The sequence below is a fragment of the Paenibacillus sp. FSL P2-0136 genome, from assembly GCF_037975325.1.
GTDB lineage: Bacteria > Bacillota > Bacilli > Paenibacillales > Paenibacillaceae > Paenibacillus_AQ > Paenibacillus_AQ silagei.
Genome location: NZ_CP150244.1, coordinates 5,590,727 through 5,608,181, shown reverse-complemented (window position 1 = coordinate 5,608,181; position 17,455 = coordinate 5,590,727). Strand labels below are relative to the sequence as shown.

At 55.1% G+C, this 17,455-nt stretch carries 14 protein-coding genes; all 14 read left to right on the top strand.

Features of this window, described 5'->3' with window-relative positions:
- The first annotated feature begins 48 nt into the window (after positions 1 to 48).
- The 14 genes from NYE26_RS23775 (at position 49) to NYE26_RS23710 (ending at position 17,452) form a co-directional block, all read left to right on the top strand.
- On the top strand, positions 49 to 1,665 hold the full coding sequence (locus tag NYE26_RS23775) for a response regulator (protein ID WP_339250572.1): 1,617 nt from the start codon (positions 49 to 51) through the stop codon (positions 1,663 to 1,665).
- Positions 1,662 to 3,437 carry a sensor histidine kinase gene (locus tag NYE26_RS23770; RefSeq protein WP_339250570.1) on the top strand — a complete coding sequence of 592 codons (1,776 nt, stop codon included), beginning with the start codon at positions 1,662 to 1,664 and terminating at the stop codon, positions 3,435 to 3,437. Before NYE26_RS23775 ends, NYE26_RS23770 begins: the two co-directional genes overlap by 4 nt.
- Positions 3,438 to 3,508: 71 nt before the next feature.
- Positions 3,509 to 4,876, top strand: coding sequence for a hypothetical protein (locus NYE26_RS23765; RefSeq protein ID WP_339250568.1), 1,368 nt, complete (start codon positions 3,509 to 3,511; stop codon positions 4,874 to 4,876).
- A complete protein-coding gene (locus NYE26_RS23760) occupies positions 4,869 to 6,029 on the top strand; it encodes a glycoside hydrolase family 88 protein (protein ID WP_339250566.1) in 1,161 nt (386 codons plus the stop codon). The genes NYE26_RS23765 and NYE26_RS23760 overlap by 8 nt, the downstream gene beginning before the upstream one ends.
- 95 nt (positions 6,030 to 6,124) lie before the next feature.
- Positions 6,125 to 7,282, top strand: a complete 1,158-nt coding sequence (locus NYE26_RS23755; protein ID WP_339250564.1) for a GntR family transcriptional regulator — start codon at positions 6,125 to 6,127, stop codon at positions 7,280 to 7,282.
- 248 nt (positions 7,283 to 7,530) lie between these two features.
- Positions 7,531 to 8,817 (top strand): glycoside hydrolase family 125 protein, encoded by a 1,287-nt coding sequence (locus NYE26_RS23750; RefSeq protein WP_339257601.1) that lies wholly within the window; start codon positions 7,531 to 7,533, stop codon positions 8,815 to 8,817.
- A gap of 49 nt (positions 8,818 to 8,866) precedes the next feature.
- Positions 8,867 to 10,168: an ABC transporter substrate-binding protein gene (locus tag NYE26_RS23745; protein WP_339250562.1), complete on the top strand. Its 1,302-nt coding sequence runs from the start codon at positions 8,867 to 8,869 to the stop codon at positions 10,166 to 10,168.
- Between the two features lie 75 nt (positions 10,169 to 10,243).
- Complete coding sequence (locus NYE26_RS23740) at positions 10,244 to 11,131, top strand: sugar ABC transporter permease (RefSeq protein WP_339250561.1); 888 nt, start codon at positions 10,244 to 10,246, stop codon at positions 11,129 to 11,131.
- 34 nt (positions 11,132 to 11,165) lie between these two features.
- Positions 11,166 to 12,053, top strand: a complete 888-nt coding sequence (locus NYE26_RS23735) for a carbohydrate ABC transporter permease (RefSeq protein WP_036725951.1) — start codon at positions 11,166 to 11,168, stop codon at positions 12,051 to 12,053.
- 42 nt (positions 12,054 to 12,095) lie between these two features.
- Positions 12,096 to 13,172 carry a glycoside hydrolase family 76 protein gene (locus NYE26_RS23730; RefSeq protein WP_339250559.1) on the top strand — a complete coding sequence of 359 codons (1,077 nt, stop codon included), beginning with the start codon at positions 12,096 to 12,098 and terminating at the stop codon, positions 13,170 to 13,172.
- An 18-nt stretch (positions 13,173 to 13,190) separates the two neighbouring features.
- Positions 13,191 to 14,249 carry a glycoside hydrolase family 76 protein gene (locus NYE26_RS23725; protein ID WP_339250557.1) on the top strand — a complete coding sequence of 353 codons (1,059 nt, stop codon included), beginning with the start codon at positions 13,191 to 13,193 and terminating at the stop codon, positions 14,247 to 14,249.
- A gap of 56 nt (positions 14,250 to 14,305) precedes the next feature.
- A complete protein-coding gene (locus tag NYE26_RS23720) occupies positions 14,306 to 15,868 on the top strand; it encodes a glycoside hydrolase family 76 protein (RefSeq protein WP_339250556.1) in 1,563 nt (520 codons plus the stop codon).
- A 391-nt stretch (positions 15,869 to 16,259) separates the two neighbouring features.
- The gene (locus NYE26_RS23715; RefSeq protein WP_036732259.1) at positions 16,260 to 16,592 is read left to right on the top strand and encodes a transposase; all 333 of its coding nucleotides are present in this window, start codon (positions 16,260 to 16,262) and stop codon (positions 16,590 to 16,592) included.
- Positions 16,589 to 17,452, top strand: coding sequence for an IS3 family transposase (locus NYE26_RS23710; protein ID WP_084648871.1), 864 nt, complete (start codon positions 16,589 to 16,591; stop codon positions 17,450 to 17,452). Before NYE26_RS23715 ends, NYE26_RS23710 begins: the two co-directional genes overlap by 4 nt.
- Positions 17,453 to 17,455 lie beyond the last annotated feature (3 nt).

Below are 17,455 nucleotides of genomic sequence, written 5' to 3'. Positions count from 1 at the left end.
GGTTCCGCCTCCTCCGTCTGGAGGAGGCTTTTGAAGGAGGAGGCACCTATGATCAAGCGGACATATACCATGGTCGTAATTGATGATATCCGCGCTGTCGTGAACGGGATCTCCCGGGATATGGACTGGAGCGAACTGGGGATAGACATCGTGGGCACGGCATCCAGCGGCGAGGGAGGTCTGGCGCTCGTTAAGAAGAAGCTGCCCGATATCATTGTGACGGATATCCGTATGCCCAGACTGAGCGGCATTGAGATGATGCGGGAGCTGCGGCCGCAGCTCCCGCAGGCCAAATTTATCTTCATCAGCGGCTATTCCGATTTCGATCATGCGCAGGAAGCGCTTCGTCTGGGCGCCTTCGATTATATCCTCAAGCCCTTCACCCCGAAGCAGCTGGCCGAAGTGGTGAAGAAGGCTGCGGAGGAGCTGGAGAGAGAGCGGCAGCACAGCGAGGAGCTGAGCGACATGCAGCAGAAGCTGCGGGAGAGCATGCCGTTATTGCGCCAGGAATACCTCAGCCTGCTGGTCCGCTTCTCGGCCCAACCGGAGACGCTGCGCAGGCGCTGGGAATTTCTGCAGATGGATATGCAGTCCTCTCCGCTCGCCGTCGTGGTGCTGGAGATTGACCATTTCGTACAGAAGAGCGAGGAGATTCCGGTCAATGATGCGGAGCTGCTGCGGTTTGCCGTGCAGAACATCGTAGAGGAGACTGTACTCCGGGTGGCCAAGGGAACCCTGTTCCGCGAATCGGTTCACCGCTTCGTGCTCATTGTCAACACAGGGAATGGGGCCAGCGCGCTGGGAATCGCCGAGGAATGCCGGGAGAACGCCGAGCGTTACTCCAAATGCACGGTCTCGGCAGGCGTAAGCCGGACGGTTCAGGAGCTGGATGAGCTTCCCGTTGCCTATCAGCAGGCAGTAGAAGCACTAACCTACACGTTCTATACCGGGGGCAACAGTGTGTTCTTCTGGGAGCATATCACGCAGCGCCCCGAGGTGCTTCCGCGTCCTGATGCCGATCTGGAGAAGGAGCTGGTCTATGCGCTGCGCTCCGGCAATGCCGGGCAGGCTGAGAAGTCGCTGCTAGCACTGCTGGAGACTGCCGGGAAGACAGAGGCCCTGCCTTCGCCGGATAGTGCGAAGGCGCTCTGTGTAGAGCTTGCCGCTCTGATCCGCAATGCGGTGCCTGAACTGGCCGAGAGTCCGGAGCTGCCCGAGTTAATGAAGGTGTTGACCTCGCCCCGGGCGGTGCTGAACGATCTGCGCGAATCGCTGAAGCAGCTGTGCAAGCTGAGCTGTGTGCAGGTCCAGTCCCGGCTGCAATACAGCGCCCAGGAGACGATTCAGGCGGTTATCCGTTACATGCGTGAGCATCTGCATCTCAATTTGATGGTCGGCGACTATGCTGCCCATGTTCACCTGAGCACCAGCTATTTCTCCAACCTGTTCAAGAAGGTGACCGGGCTCTCCGTTGGCGCTTTCGTCATCCAGGAGAAGATGGAACAGGCCAAGCTGCTGCTGGCCGGCGACCAGCCCATTGCCGAAATTGCCGAAAACCTCGGCTATGAGGAGCGCTCCTATTTCAGCGATGTATTCAAGAAAACGACCGGCATGACGCCCACGGAATTCCGGGCGGCCTATGGACCCAGACAGGGCAACCGATGAGAAAGCCTGTTCTGCGGACATTCCTGCACAATTCCACCTTCAAGACCAGGCTCTGGATCGGTATTGTGTCCATCGTGATTCTGGCAATATGGGTTACAGGCGTCTCCTCGCAATACCTGGCTTCACGGCTTCTGGAGCGAAAGACGGCAGAGCTCAGCCAGATGATGATCGGCAAATCGGCCCAGGCGCTGGAGGAGAAGCTGCGCAAGGTCCGGCTGTCGGTCCTGACCTTTATGATGAGTCCGCCCTTCGAGGATGTTCTCCGCGCCTCGCCGGGAACAGAAGCCAGCTACTACTCTTATTTCGCGCTGAACAATGCGCTGCAGGTGCCCCTGGTCCAGATGCAGCTGATCGAGCCATCCATTGATTCGGTGCTTGTGTCCACGCCCATCGGTGAATTCTATTCCGTCACCGGGGCGAAGCGGACGAATCTGGATTTCGCGGACACTCCGCTAAGCCGGATTATGCAGGAGAAGACGCTGCCGCTATGGGTTCCTGCCCATCGTGACGAGCTGTTCGAGAACAGCGGCAGTGTCCTCAGCCTGCTGATCGAGCCGATCTCCGCCTATCGGGGAACCGATGTGCAGGTGGTCGTCAATGTGCGGGAGTCTGCCATCAAAGAATATGCCGAGACGAATGTGGTCGGCGACAGAGGAAGCATTGCAGTCATTGACGCAGCGGGTAATCCGGTGATGGATGAGCATTCCCGCTTCGTGGCCCCGATGCGGGAAGAGGCCTTCCAGCGCGAGGTTAACGCGGGGCGCAATCATTTTGAATACAGGTTCGAAGGGAAGGAATATCTGGTCAATTGGGCCAAGGTGACCTTTCCGGATAATTGGATGATCTTCTATTTCCAGCCCAAGGCTGTGCTGCTGAAGGATATCCGCTATATGTGGTGGGCCACGCTTATTATCGTACTCGCGCTCATTCCGCTGGCGCTGATTCTGTCGAAATGGATTACCGGCCTGCTGATCCGGCCTCTCTACCGGCTGCAGCGTCTGATGTCCAGAGCCGGTGACAACGATCTCTCCGTGCGCTTCTCCAGCGATTACAGGGATGAGGTAGCACAGGTGGGTGAACGCTTCAACATCATGCTGGTCAAAATTGAGCAGCTCATCCAGAACGTCACCGAGGCGGAGAAGCAGAAGCGTGTCTCTGAGGTCAAGGCGCTACAGGCGCAGATTGATCCTCATTTTCTCTACAATACCTTGAATACGATTCTCTGGAAATCGGAATCCCGCAAGCAGGAGGATGTGAAGGAGATGATTGTCTCCCTGTCCCAGCTGTTCCGGCTTGGGCTTAATAACGGCCATGATCTGACAACCGTAGCCAAGGAGGTAGATCATGTCAGCCGTTACTTAAGCTTGCAGCAGCAGTGCTACGAGGAGCTGTTCACCTATGAGATAACAGTGGAGGAAGGGCTGGAAGAGCAGCCGCTGCTAAAAATCCTGCTCCAGCCCCTGGTGGAGAACTCGATTCTCCATGGATTCCAAAGTGAGGACTATACCGGACGGATTAACATCCGCGTGTACCGGGAAGGGGCCTTCCTCGTTTGTAAGGTGGAGGACAATGGGGAGGGCTTCGACAAGGAGCGGGTAGAAGCCGGACTTGTCTCAGCAGCCGGGCAGGAGAATGGCGGCTATGCTCTGCGGAATGTCTACACCCGGCTGCGCCTGCACTATGGGGACAAGGCCGTAATGGAGCTGGAGAGTGAGCCTTACAGGCTTACCTCCGTAACCCTCCGGTTTCCGGGGGGGTATGCGGATAGCTAGGGCAGCGGCGGAGAAGCCGCGCCGGTCAGGGGCCGGCAGGAAACAAACTATGATTACCTGGAGGGATTGTGTTGAAACCGGAACGACTTATTTATACCTTTGTCAGCTACGCTGCCCATTATGATGCAGACTGGGGCAAGGGTGTTGCCCTTGACGGGATTGAGCTGACTGCGGAGCTTGCGCATAAATACCGCATTCCCGTAACCTGGATTGTCAACCGGGGCTCGATTCCGGTTCTGCGGGAGCGGATCGGGGAATGGCATATCGCCTTCGGCGATGATGTCATCCTGCAATGTCCTTTCTTTGAAGAGGAGGCCGGCTCCTCCAAGGAGGTCCTGAAGCAGCGGCTGGAAGAGGATTGGTCGCTGCTGCAGGAGGCCTTCCCATGGGCCACCACCAAGGTGGCCGCAAGGGGGAAGATTTACAATGAAGTGATTGAAGTGCTGGAGGAACTGGATTTTGAAGGCATGTGGGGATATTGCTTTGAGCAGTTCTGGTGGGATGGCATCACCCATAAGGGCATTCCCTGGGGGTCATGGTATGTGGACAGCGGGAGCTTCAAGGTGCCGCATCCCGGCCGGGGCCAGGTGGTGGCCTGTGAATGGACCGCCCGTGACCTGCACGCCACCTACCATACCGGCAGCCCGGTCATCTATTCCACGGACCCCAACGATGTGCTGCGCGCCGGTCTGTGTACGGGAGAGAATATCGACTACTGGAAGCATCTGTTCGATGAATATTTGTTCAATACGGATCATAACGGGCAGGTGTTTTTCCTCCAGCAGCAGGAAGGCCATGAGATGGAGTTCACTGACCGGTTCACTGTATTCCCGGCTTCCCATGTCGGGGAATGTGCGGGAATGCTGGATCTCTTTTTCAAATATATTACCGGCTATCCTATTACCTTAACGACTTTACCTCATGCTGTACGCCTGTACAAAGAGCAGAATAAATATACGGCAGCATCCTATATGCTGACCCATGATTATCCGGTACGGCCGGAGGTTAACGAATACACCATGACTCTGGGCGGAGTAGGCTTCGGCCCTTGGCCGGAAACCTTCCTGTACTATGATAAAGAGTGCCAGCTGTCCTTCGTGGAGGGAGAATGCAGGCCCCGTCTGCTGCGCAATTACATCGGGAAGCTGAATATGAACGATGATTTCACAGAAGCTGTTCCGCCGGTGTTCGTGACGAAGTATCTGAAGACGGATGCGGTGATTGAACTTGAATATGAGATTGGGAGCAGCAGCGCTGTTCCGTTCGGGTTAGTATACTGGGATGATCTGGCGGGCTATGAAGTCAGCGCTTGTTCAGGCGGGGCTGAAGTTAAGCTGATCAAGGACAAGCTAGCCTTCCTCAGATTCAATCTGACCGGCGGCCGGCAGACAATCGGACTTACACTCCGCTTAAAAAGGAGGCTGGAAGGCCATGCATAAAGCGCTGCATGAACTCAAGGAGGATGAGCGGCTGTTCTTCGAACAGGCCCTGAAGTATGCGATGGGTATAATTGAGCAGAACCTGCCCGTATATACAGATCTGTATCCGGCGCCGGCCAGCCAAGATCTGGTCTATCCCGCGATAGAGAATACGGACTGGACGGCCAGCTTCTGGACCGGCATGGTCTGGCTGGCGTATGAATGGACCGGAGACAGCAGGTACCGGGAAGCGGCAGAAGAGCAGCTGGCTAGCTTCCGGCGGCGGGTGGAGGAGCGGATCGCGGTGGATACGCATGATCTGGGTTTTCTGTACAGCCTTTCGGCGGTTGCTGCTCACCGGATTACCGGCAATCCGGCGGCGCGGGAGATGGCGCTGGAAGCGGCCGGACTGCTGGCGGACCGTTACTTTCCGGAGGCTGGAATCATCCAGGCCTGGGGAGATCTGAATGACCCGGCGCAGCGCGGCCGGATGATTATCGACTGCCTGCTGAATCTTCCGTTGCTCCACTGGGCTGCTGAAGAGACCGGGGACAGCGCCCTGGCATCCATAGCCCACAGACATGCCCGGCAATCGGCCCGGTATCTGGTCCGCCCCGACCATACCTCCTATCACACCTATTATATGGACGCGGAAACGGGCAACCCGCTGTACGGCAACACTCATCAGGGGTATGCCGATGATTCCTGTTGGGCGAGAGGTCAGGCCTGGGGCATCTACGGTTTCGCGCTTGCCTACGCCCATACAGGCGATTCATCGCTGCTTGATGCCTCCAGGCAGCTGGCCGACTATTTCCTGGCCAAACTTCCGGCGGACGGCATTGTGTATTGGGATCTGATATTTACGGACGGCGACGGCCAGGAGAAGGACAGCTCGGCTGCTGCTATTGCCGTCTGCGGGCTGCTGGAGCTCTGCCGGCAATTACCGGCTGATGATCCGGGTGCAGCCGGGTACAGGAAAGTTGCCCTGGAGATGCTGGCCGCACTCGCAGAAGGGTATACGACGAAGGACCATTTGCATTCCAACGGTATTCTGCTGCATGGTGTCTATAATAAACCGCGGGGCTGGGGAATCGACGAGTGCACCCTCTGGGGGGATTATTTCTACTGTGAGGCCCTGATACGGGTGCTTAGAGAGTGGCGGAGTTATTGGTAGACAAGTTCTGGTGACCCGGATCGACAAATTCAATATATCATGATATATTATTATGTATGATACCGAAAAATGAACGTCAGGGGACCAGGAACGTTATGGCTGAAACAACCTCTTCCAAGCCGATGTATGAGAAGATCTTTGATGAAGTGAAGGAGAGTATCCTTACAGAGGCTTATAAACCCGGCGAGCGGGTTCCTTCCGAGAAAGAGCTGGCTGAGACCTATAGTGTCAGCCGCATAACCAGCAAAAAAGCACTTGAGATGCTGGCCGCCGAACGGCTGATTGTCCGCAAGCCCGGCCGGGGCTCGTTCGTGGCCGATGCTTTTGCTGAACAGTCTGACCCGGGGATGATCAGTACAGCCCCAGCTACCATACATTCCGATGAGAAAACAATCGGCCTGATCATCACCGACTTCGGCAACAGCTACGGGACGGGGCTGATCTACGGGATGGAGCAGGCTTCGCGCGATAATGACTGCTTTCTGGTGCTGCGGAGAACCTTCGGGATTCCGGAGAATGAAGAGCAGGCGATCCAGAAGCTGCTGAATCTGGGTGTAGACGGTCTGATTATTTTCCCGGCCCAGGGCGAGTATTTCAATGCGGAAATTCTGAAGCTGGTCATCGGGCGTTTTCCGCTCGTGCTGGTAGACAGACATCTAAAAGGAGTAGCTGCGGCCTCCATCAGCACCGATAATCTGCAGGCGGCCCTTGAAGCGACGGAGTATTTATTTGACCTCGGGCATACACATATTTCGTTTCTGTCTCCGCCTCCCGTGGACACCACTGCGGTGGAGGACCGGATTGAGGGCTTCATTCAGGCCCATGCGCAGCGGGGGGTCATGGTTGACAAGGAGCTGTGGGTCAGCGATTTGACCTCGACGCTGCCTAAGTTTTTTAATGCGGATAATATTGAACGGGACATCTCGCGGCTGGTCACCCATCTGCAGAGCCATCCGTCCGTCACTGCGTTATTTGCCATAGAATACAATATCGCGCTGCTCGCGAAGACTGCGGTGGAACGTCTGGGGCTGCGCATACCTGAGGATATCTCCATTATATGCTTCGACAGTCCGCCGACCCATCTGGGAGGCGGGTATGCCTTCACCCATATGCGGCAGAATGAAGAGGAGATGGGCCGGATTGCCCTGGAGAATGTGCTACGTATTATGAACGGGGAGGCCGTTCCCCATAAGGTGATGCTGGAAGCTGAGCTGGTGCCCGGGAATTCGACCGGCCCTGTCCGTCACAACTAACTGCTGTAATCTAAAGACCCATTCCGCCGGATATTCCGCCGGATGGGTTTTTTGCTGTGTCCAATGTGATCCGTTTCCGGCCGGAAGATTAAGCTTGCAAGTTAGCCTAGTCTAGTCAATATCAGTGTATTTCATATGTTAATATATTATTATCTAAAAATACATATTGACATATCATTTACATACCAATATACTCATTTGTGAAAGCGCTTCATTCATTACAGAGGAGGTCATTCCGATTGAAAGCGATGAAGGAAACACCTGATTCCCTGCGGGAGCTGGCTGGCCGTGTACGTCAAAAACTGCCCGGCCATCCGCACCTGGCAGACATGTTCGAACAGTGCATGCTCAATACCTGGAACACAACGATACAGCGCAACCCGGATGGAACAACCTTTGTCATTACCGGTGATATACCGGCCATGTGGCTGCGGGATTCCACCGCACAAGTCCGTCCCTTCCTGATCCCCGCCTCCGGGGATGAAGAAATCGCCGGCATGATTGAAGGGCTTATCGCACAGCAATTTGCCTATATTTCCCTTGATCCCTATGCGAATGCGTTCAACCGGGAAGCGGATGGACGGGGTCACCAGGAAGACAAAACGGCGATGAGTCCATGGATTTGGGAACGGAAATACGAAATCGATTCCCTCTGCTATCCCATTCAGCTTAGCTATCTGCTATGGAAAAACACCGGGCGGGTCACGCAGTTCAATTCAGCGTTTGAAGCCGGAGTGTGGCAGATTATTCAATTGTGGATCAGGGAGCAGAGTCATGAGAGCGGTTCCGATTATGTTTTTGAACGCGTGAACTGTGTGCCAACCGATACGCTTGTCCGCGACGGCAAAGGCTCTGTAACCGCCTATACCGGAATGACCTGGTCAGGCTTTCGTCCAAGCGATGATGCCTGCGAATACGGTTACCTGGTGCCTGCCAATATGTTCGCTGTCGTTGTCCTGCGGTACGTCAGCGAAATCGCATCCGATGTGCTTGGCAACCCGGAGCTTGCACAGGCGGCGGAAGATCTGGCTGAGCAGATTGACGGGGGAATCCGGCGGCATGGCATTGTGGAGCACCCTGAATATGGTCTTGTCTACGCCTATGAGACCGACGGCCTGGGAGGCGTGAACCTTATGGATGACGCCAATGTGCCCAGCCTGCTGTCTATTCCTTACCTTGGCTATACATCTGCGGAGGATCCGGTGTATCTCAACACCCGCAAGCTTATTCTAAGCCGGACCAACCCCTATTTCTATGAAGGCAAGGCGGCAGCGGGTATTGGCAGTCCCCATACCCCTCCGCATTATATATGGCCTATCGCCTTGGCGGTTCAGGGAATGACCTCCGGGAAGAGGGAGGAGCAGGAGGCAATGCTTGAGCTGCTGCAACAGACGGATGCCGGAACCGGATTGATGCATGAGGCTTTTCATGCGGATCATCCGGAAGAGTATACCAGACCCTGGTTTTCCTGGGCCAATATGATGTTCTGCGAGCTGCTGCTTATGCGCTGCGGAATTGAAGTGAGTAGAGGCTGAGCAGCCCGGGCTCTAATAACAGACAAATACAAATGAAGGGGATGTAACAATGAAAAAAGGATGGGTTACGGTACTCTCGGTGATGATGGTCGCTTCCTTGGCGGCAGGGTGCAGCAGCAATTCGGGAAAAGAGAGCGCTGCGAATGACGGCAAAGCCGGAAGCGGCAGCAGCGGCAAGAAGACGGAGCTGACGTTCTGGGGCGATTGGGGCGGTGAAGGCCAGAAGCAGTTCGAGACCATGGTGGATGCCTTCAACAAATCACAGGACAAAATTCATGTCAAATATGTGCTGCAGCAGGATATGATTACCAAATTCCTGACGGCGGCCACCAATGGCGGTGCACCTGATGTGCTGTTCTGGGACCGCTGGCGGACCTCGCTGTATGCTCCCAAGAACGTGCTGCATCCGGTGGATGAGTACTTAACGCGTGATGGCATTTCCAAGGATGATTTCTACAGCGAGTCATTGACCGAGCTCTCCTATAACGATAAATTATACGGGCTTCCGCTGACCGTTGATGCACGGGCATTATTCTACAATAAGAAGCTGCTGGATGAAGCAGGGCTTCAGCCTCCGACTACCTGGGATGAGCTGGAGCAGGCTGCTGCCAAGCTGACCAAGTGGAACGGCGACAAGCTGGAGGTGGCAGGCTTCTCCATGGGCGACCTCGGCCTGTTCAATATGTATCTCCAGCAGGCAGGCGGCCAGATGCTTACAGAGGACGGCAAAACCAATTTCAATAATGAGCAGGGCAAGCAGGTGCTTGAATTCTGGGACCGCCTGATGAACAAAGACAAGGTGTATAAGGTTGGCTTTGAGCTGGGACTTGGCGAAGGGCAGGATGCCTTCGTTACAGGCAAGGTCGCCATGCTCTATTCCGGCCCCTGGATGCTCAGTACCTATAACAAATACGGTAAAGATCTCGAATATGGCATTGTACCCCCTCCTGCCGGGCCGAACGGCGACAAGGGCAGTGTGATGGGCGGCTTCGGACTCGTGATTCCGGAGGGCTCCAAGCATCATGATGAGGCATGGGAATTCATTAAATGGTGGACCGCGAACAAGGATAATGCCTTGATGTGGGCCAAGACCAGCCTGAATCTTCCGGGCTTCAAGCCTTCGATGGAAGATCCGTTTTTCCAGGATGACCCGCAGTGGAAGCCGTTTCTGGATACGCTGGAATTTGCCAAAATCCGCCCGACTCATCCCGGCTATTCCGTGATGGAGACCGATGCGCTTGCGCCTAATCTTCAGCTGAACCAGCAGAACAAGCAGAGCATTGAAGACACGCTGAAAAAGGCTCAGGAACAAGGCGACAAGATGCTGAAGGATAACGCGGTTGTTAAGTAACCAGCCTGATGCCGCGGGGAGGCGGTGCCTCCCTGCTGCCATGGAGCCTTGCCGGATGATGAGAGGGGGAGTTGTATGGCTTCCATGAGAAAAGTGGAACGGCACGAAGCCCGGACGGCTTATGTATTCATTACGCCTACGGTGCTGCTGTTCACTGTGTTTACAGTTATACCTGTAGTGATGGCCCTGTATTTAAGCTTCACCAACTATGATGTGCTTAGCCAGAATGACTGGGTCGGCCTGGACAACTACCGCCGCCTGATTGAAGACAGCCTGCTGTGGAAAACGTTCAAGAATGTGTTCTTCTACTCGATTATTTTTGTTCCGCTGAATATTATCATTTCCCTCCTGCTGTCCATGCTGCTGAGCAGGGCGTGGCGGGGAGTCAAGTTGTTCCGCACCTTCTATTATCTGCCCACGCTGACGTCGGCTGTAGCTGCGGCCACCGTATGGATCTGGCTGCTGCATCCGGAATTCGGTCTGGTGAACGGCTTGCTGTCCTATGTGGGCATTACCGGTCCTGCCTGGCTGTCCGAGACAAGTACGGCGATGCTGTCCATTGTAATGCTCACCCTCTGGCAATCCGTCGGCTCCAATATGATTATTTATCTGGCCGGTCTGCAGGGGGTCCCGGATTATCTCTATGAATCGGCACGGCTGGATGGGGCGAATACATTTGACAGCTTCCGCTTCATCACCTGGCCGCAGCTGCGGCCAACTACCTTTCTGGTCAGCACGATGGCGATTATCGGTGCGCTGCAGCTGTTTGACCAGGCCTTTGTACTGACGCAGGGCGGTCCGGCCAATGTGACCAAGACCCCGGTCTACCTAATCTATCAGCAGGGCTTCAATCAGCTGCAGATGGGCTATGCCTCGGCGCAGGCCTTTGTGCTTGCTGTAGCCATTCTTATTTTCTCGCTGATTAATATGCGGGTCTCCAAAGCGGAGGAATCGATCATTTAGGGGCAGCTTGTCCAGGAAAAAGGAGGTTTGCAGGATGGGTGTTACTGGGGGTTCGGCCTTGAAGAAGGGCCTCTACAAGCTCATTTTCTATATTGTATGTATCCTTATAGCGGTTGTTATGTTTCTGCCATTCTACTGGAGTTTGCTAACCTCACTCAAGCCGGATGATGAGATTTTTGCGATGCCGATCCAGTGGTTTCCGAAGCATCTGACCTTCGAGCATTACCGCAAAGCCTTTTCAACGGTGCCGTTTGCTTTATTCTTCTGGAATTCGCTCGTGCTTGCCGTGTCGGGCGTCCTGGCTAACCTGTTTTTCGGATCACTTAGCGGCTATGCCTTTGCGAAGCTGAGATTCAGGCTGAACAAGCCGGTGTTCCGCGTGCTGCTGGCGGCAATGATGATTCCCGGCATTGTGACCATGATCCCGACAGTGTATGTGATGCGCCATATTCCGTTCGCCGGGGGCAATGATCTTTTTGGCGGGGGCGGCAATGGATTGATGAACTCCTTCTGGGGCATTATTCTTCCCGGCGCTTCCGGGAGCTTCGCTGTATTCTTTATGCGGCAATTTTTTCTTACGCTCCCCACTGACATGCTGGAGATGGCCCGGATTGAGGGCTGCGGGGAATTCAAAATTTTCTGGAGGATCTATCTGCCGCTTACCCGTCCGGCGCTGGCTACCTTGAGCATCTTCACCTTCCAGGCCGGCTGGAACAGCTTCCTGTGGCCGATGATCGTGCTGAATGATCCGGACAAGGCGACGATTCAGATGGGCCTGCAGGCTTTTTCTTATAATTTTCAGACGGATTACGGGCCGATGATGGCCGGGGCGCTGGTGGCGATTCTGCCGATACTGGTGCTGTTCCTGGCGCTGCAGCGTTATTTTGTACAGGGGATTGCCTTCAGCGGCATCAAAGGCTGAGCCAACTAAGGGAGGCAAATTATAGACGGGGAGAGAGACCATATGAAGCAAATAGAGCTTGAACAATGGGCGGAACGGGCGGACTCGGCGCAGGAAGCGCTGGATGTATTCTTCTGGAACGAAGACATCGGAATGTATGACATTGAGACACCATGTCCGGAAGGCGCATGTAATACAGTCTTTCATTATTGGTGGATGGCCCATGCCGTGGATGTGCTGGTCGACGGCCTGCTGCGGACTGGGGCTGCTAAGTACCGCGAACGACTGTCCGCTCTACATGGGGGGCTGCTCCGCCGCAATGACGGAGTATGGCCCAATGAGCTGTACGACGACATGGAGTGGATGGCCCTGGCCTGGCTTCGCGCTTATCAGGCAACGGGAGATGAGCTGTACAAAGAGACGGTTCTTATCCTTTGGACGGATATCAGAACCGGCTGGAACAGCCATTCGGGGGGCGGCATCGCCTGGCAGAAATCGCAGCTGGATTACAAGAACACCCCAGCCAATGCACCGGCGGCCATCCTTGCCGCCCGCCTGTATCAGGCTTTCGGAGATCCGCAGGACCTGGAGTGGGCGCACGCGCTCTATAACTGGCAGCAATCCCGTCTGGTGGACCCGGACACAGGCTTCGTCTGGGATGGGATGAACCGTACCGGTGACGGCCGGATCGATAAGGATTGGAAATATACGTACAATCAGGGTGTTTATATCGGTGCGGCTATCGAGCTGTACCGGGTTACCGGGAGCCGTGACTATCTTGAGGAGGCCCGGCGCACGTTCGCCGCAGCGGTCAAGGAGCTGGCTGGCCCGCATTCCGGTATACTCCCGGATGAGGGCGGCGGCGATGCCGGTCTCTTCAAGGGCATTCTGGTCCGCTATGCGGCAGAACTGGCACAAGCCGTGCCGGAAGACGGAGCCGCTGCGGCCTTCCTGCGCAGTAACGCAGAGATGCTGTGGGACCAGGGGAAGCCGGCAGACCGGGTTCTGTTCGGACCTGATTGGACTGCGGTGCCTTCAGGCGTAGTTCAATTGAGCACCCAGCTGAGCGGCCTGAAGCTGCTGGAGCGGATGGCTGTGCTTGCAAGGACCGGGCAGCCGAAAACTCGAACCTCATTTTAGAATAGGAGGAGGTGGCGTATGGATCATTACAACGGGACATCATCAGCAGAAGACTGGGCAGCGCGTGCAGACTGGATCCAGGACTCCCTGTGGCGGCACTACTATAATGCGGACAGCGGAATTATGAACCAGTGGTATCCGCGGGAATACAGCAGGGCAGGCGACAATTTCTACTACTGGTGGCAGGCGCATGTCATTGATGCTCTGACCGATGCTTACGAACGGACGCGGGATTCTGGATATGCCGAACGCATCCGCGGCCTGAGCCGCAGCTTGAAAACCTATAACGGCGGGACGTTCAAGCATAATTATTATGATGATATGGAATGGACTGCCCTTGCGCTGCTGCGGGCGCATCAGGCTACCGGTGAAGCGGAATATCTGAATGCTGTACTTGAATTATGGGCGGATATTCAGACGGCCTGGAATGAGCACTGCGGGGGCGGCATGGCCTGGAAAAAAGACCAGCTGGATTACAAGAACACGCCGGCGAATGCCCCGGCCGCTATTCTGGCCGCCCGCCTATACTCGCTGCTTGGGCATGAAGAGGATCTGAACTGGGCGATCCGGATTTACCGCTGGAACCAGGCCAATCTGGTTGACCCTGACACCGGGTTCGTATGGGATGGAATGAACCGGCAGGGCGATGGGCAGATCGATTACGACTGGGAATTCACTTACTGTCAGGGCGTGTTCGTGGGAGCGGGGATAGAGCTCTGCCGTGTCACCGGCGATTCCGGCTATGCCGCAGATGCCCGCCGGACCGCTGAGGCCTGCATCGGCCGCTTATGCCATTCTGATTCGCTGCTGCTGCCGGATGAAGGGATTGACGACACCGGATTGTTCAAGGGAATTCTGATCCGCTATCTGGTACAGCTGGAGCAGCATTTCCCCGGAAATGACCGGGTCCGTGAAGTCATATGGGCCAATGCCCGTACGCTATGGGCGCAAGGGCTGGACCGGACGCTGGGGCTGTGCGGACCCTCTTGGGAGCAGGTTCCTGTATTGCCGGTACAGCTTAGTGTACAGCTCAGCGGTCTGATGCTGCTTGAGGGGGCAGCCAAGCTTAGCCATTAGCCCGCTGCCGCCTGACGGTTGTGGAATGGATGTATAAATGAAGGGGGTATTTGGAAATGTTCACCTGGAAGAAAGTAAGAACGGCCGCAGTTCTCTGTCTGTTGTCCCTGTCTCTGTCTGTACCGTCTCCCGGTGCGGGAAGTACGGCAGAGGCTTTCACCGTCTCCAATGCTGATGCTGCAATGAACTCTTTTGTGCAAGTATTCTATGATTCTTCCGCCAAATACTTCTATACCAACAGCGATCACCAGATTCATTCTGAACATGCCCATGGGCCGAACGGGGGTCTCTACACCGACTTCTGGTGGGAGGCACAGCTCTGGGAGACCGTAATGGATGCCTACGAGCGCACGGGCAGCAATGTCTACCGCACGATGATCGATGAGATCTACACCGGATTCAACGCCAAATACCCGGATATGATGACAAATCCGTTCAACGATGACCTGGGCTGGTGGGCGCTGGCCTGCGCAAGAGCCTATGAACTGACTGGAACCACGGAGTATCTGAACCGCGCCAGCTTCCTGTTTGGCCAAATCTACAGCGAATGGGACAGCACGTACGGCGGCGGGATCTGGTGGAGAAGGGACGCCCATGTGCCGGGTCAGGCCAACGCCCAGAAGAATATGGCCACGAATGCCCCGATGGTTATGACCGCAGTCAAGCTGTCTAGTGCCTACAATGATCCTGCTTATCTGACCAAGGCTACTCAAATCTATAACTGGATCAAATCTACCCTGGTTGGCGGCAGCAAAATCAACGATCATATTGAAGGTGCAGGCAGCGGTATCGTTAAGGATTGGGACTTCACTTACAATTACGGAACGTTCCTGGGGGCGGCTGTGTCCCTGTATCAGGCTACCGGAACTGCTGCTTACCTTACGGATGCCAATAATGCAGCCGGGTATGCCGTTAACAAAATGGTATCAGCCCAGACTCTGATGTATGAAGGGGAGAATGATGCCGCGGGCTTCAAGATGGTCTTCGCCCGCAACCTGAACCGTCTCCGTACGCTTGGCGGACAGCCGCAATACCTGAACTTTCTCCAGCAGAATGCAACGCAGGCCTGGAATCACCGCCGCGTAAGCGATGGAATCATCGGCAGCGACTGGCTGCGCAATACAGGCTCCTCCTATGTGCAGAGCCTGGCCGCCGCTGCGGGCGCTTCTATTCTGCAGCTCGTTCCCGCCGACGGCTACACCGGGTACATTGCGGGCAACGGGGCTTATGAAGCGGAGAACGCAGTGCGGACGCTGGTTGGGGGAGGCGGGATGATCAATGAGAGCACCAATGCCGGATTTAGCGGAAGAGGGTATGTCGGGGGATGGAACACAAGCGGCACCTCCATTGATTTCTATGTCAACCAGAATACGGCCGGAACCAGAACCGTCACCTTCCGCTACGCGGCGGCGGCCGGCAGTGCTTCACGCTACGTGAAAGTGAACGGCGTGGTAACAGCCTCCAATCTGGTATTCAATTCTACCTCCAGCTGGAGCACCTACGGAACGGTATCCGTCACGATTCCGCTGAATGCAGGCTCGAACACTATTCAACTCGGGTATAACAGTGCACTCGGAAATACGAATTATCTGAATGTTGATTTGCTGAGCGGGCTGTAAATGCGGGGCGGCAGAACAGGCGGATTGTTAAAGCAAAAAGCAAGGGCACGCAGGAGTTTCTGGGTCCTGAGGTAATATTGCAGCACAAAGGGAGCGCCGTAATTGGCGCTCCCTTCTGCTTGCTTATTAGTTCTAGTACAGCGTCAGATTTAAAGATGAAGATGGGAGTTGTTCATTGCGGCGTTTGGCAAGGTGTAACGGACGGAGGCGCGCTTATTCCAGATGAAAGCTTCCGCTTGGGCAAAGTAACGGACCCCATGGAGCTTATTCTTGGAATTTCTAATCTTAACCATCTCGTAGAGAGACGATAAGGTCCACTCTGGGTTTAGAATAGATAGTAGACGCCACTTAACGGACGGAGGGATAATAAGGATCACGGAGGTGTGTGGCCATGGGTGAACAACGAAAACGGTACAATGAAGAGTTTAAAAAGCAGACGGTAAAGTTTCTACAAGAACAGACGAAGAGCTTCGGGGAGTTAGCGGAAGAGCTGGACATCCCCAAGAGCACGCTTCATCAATGGATGGGACAATACCGGGAGCTCAAGAATGAACCTGTAGCCAGTGTGGATCGGGTGAGGGAGCTCGAAGCCGAGTTGAAGGAAGCGCGCCGTCAACTCCAGGAGCGCCAAGATCAGCTCGCCGACCGGGAGGAAGAACTGGCCATCATAAAAAAAGCAGTGCACATCTTCAGCAAACCAAGGAACGCCGATTCCAGTTCATGAAGGAACATCGCTCCGCGTTTCGCTTGGAGAAGATGTGCATCACCTTGCAGGTATCCAGGAGTGGATATTACAAGTGGCTCGGAGCTAAAACCAGTGCACAGGCTCTCCGTAAAGCGGCCGTGCAGGAGCGAATCCGCTACCATTTTAATGACCATAAGGGGCGGTATGGAAGTCCGAAAATCACTCGACTGCTGCACCAGGAAGGCTACACCCTCACCGAACGTACGGTGAGTGTGTACATGCGGCAAATGAAGCTCCGCTCGGTGGTCTCTAAGCCGTACCGTGTACAGACCACGGATTCCAAGCACAACAACCCTATTGCCCCGAACACACTGAATCAAGAGTTTACCGTCGATAAGCCCAATACCGCCTGGGTGACAGATATTACGTACATCCCCTGCCGTGGAGGCCGCTTGTACCTGGCCAGCGTCATGGATCTGTGCACGCGCGAAATTGTAGGGTGGCGGTTATCGGACCACATGGAAACCAGCTTGGTCTTAGACGCCTTGCAGGCTGCCTATCAAGCCAAGCGACCCGGCCCGGGGCTGCTCCACCACTCGGATCGGGGATCGCAGTATACCTCCAAGGAATATACCGAGCAGTTGAGGACGTACCAGATGGAATCAAGTATGAGCCGCAAAGGAAACTGTTACGATAACGCTTGTATTGAATCCTGGCACAGTATCTTGAAGAAGGAGCTCATTTACTGTAACCCGCGTTTTAAAACTCCCGGGCAGGCGTACCAGGACATTTACCAATACATTGAGTTTTACTACAACCGCAAGCGAATGCATGGCACGCTGGGGTATCTTTCCCCCGCCCGATTCGCTAAGCAGTTTACGACGGCATCCGTTGCGTGAGTA

Bases quoted from the DNA above. Each gene is read 5' to 3' on its own strand.
- NYE26_RS23775 (WP_339250572.1), top strand. From the start codon at position 49: ATGATCAAGCGGACATATACCATGGTCGTAATTGATGATATCCGCGCT.
- NYE26_RS23770 (WP_339250570.1), top strand. From the start codon at position 1,662: ATGAGAAAGCCTGTTCTGCGGACATTCCTGCACAATTCCACCTTCAAG.
- NYE26_RS23760 (WP_339250566.1), top strand. From the start codon at position 4,869: ATGCATAAAGCGCTGCATGAACTCAAGGAGGATGAGCGGCTGTTCTTC.
- NYE26_RS23755 (WP_339250564.1), top strand. From the start codon at position 6,125: ATGGCTGAAACAACCTCTTCCAAGCCGATGTATGAGAAGATCTTTGAT.
- NYE26_RS23750 (WP_339257601.1), top strand. From the start codon at position 7,531: ATGAAGGAAACACCTGATTCCCTGCGGGAGCTGGCTGGCCGTGTACGT.
- NYE26_RS23745 (WP_339250562.1), top strand. From the start codon at position 8,867: ATGAAAAAAGGATGGGTTACGGTACTCTCGGTGATGATGGTCGCTTCC.
- NYE26_RS23740 (WP_339250561.1), top strand. From the start codon at position 10,244: ATGGCTTCCATGAGAAAAGTGGAACGGCACGAAGCCCGGACGGCTTAT.
- NYE26_RS23735 (WP_036725951.1), top strand. From the start codon at position 11,166: ATGGGTGTTACTGGGGGTTCGGCCTTGAAGAAGGGCCTCTACAAGCTC.
- NYE26_RS23730 (WP_339250559.1), top strand. From the start codon at position 12,096: ATGAAGCAAATAGAGCTTGAACAATGGGCGGAACGGGCGGACTCGGCG.
- NYE26_RS23725 (WP_339250557.1), top strand. From the start codon at position 13,191: ATGGATCATTACAACGGGACATCATCAGCAGAAGACTGGGCAGCGCGT.
- NYE26_RS23720 (WP_339250556.1), top strand. From the start codon at position 14,306: ATGTTCACCTGGAAGAAAGTAAGAACGGCCGCAGTTCTCTGTCTGTTG.
- NYE26_RS23715 (WP_036732259.1), top strand. From the start codon at position 16,260: ATGGGTGAACAACGAAAACGGTACAATGAAGAGTTTAAAAAGCAGACG.
- NYE26_RS23710 (WP_084648871.1), top strand. From the start codon at position 16,589: ATGAAGGAACATCGCTCCGCGTTTCGCTTGGAGAAGATGTGCATCACC.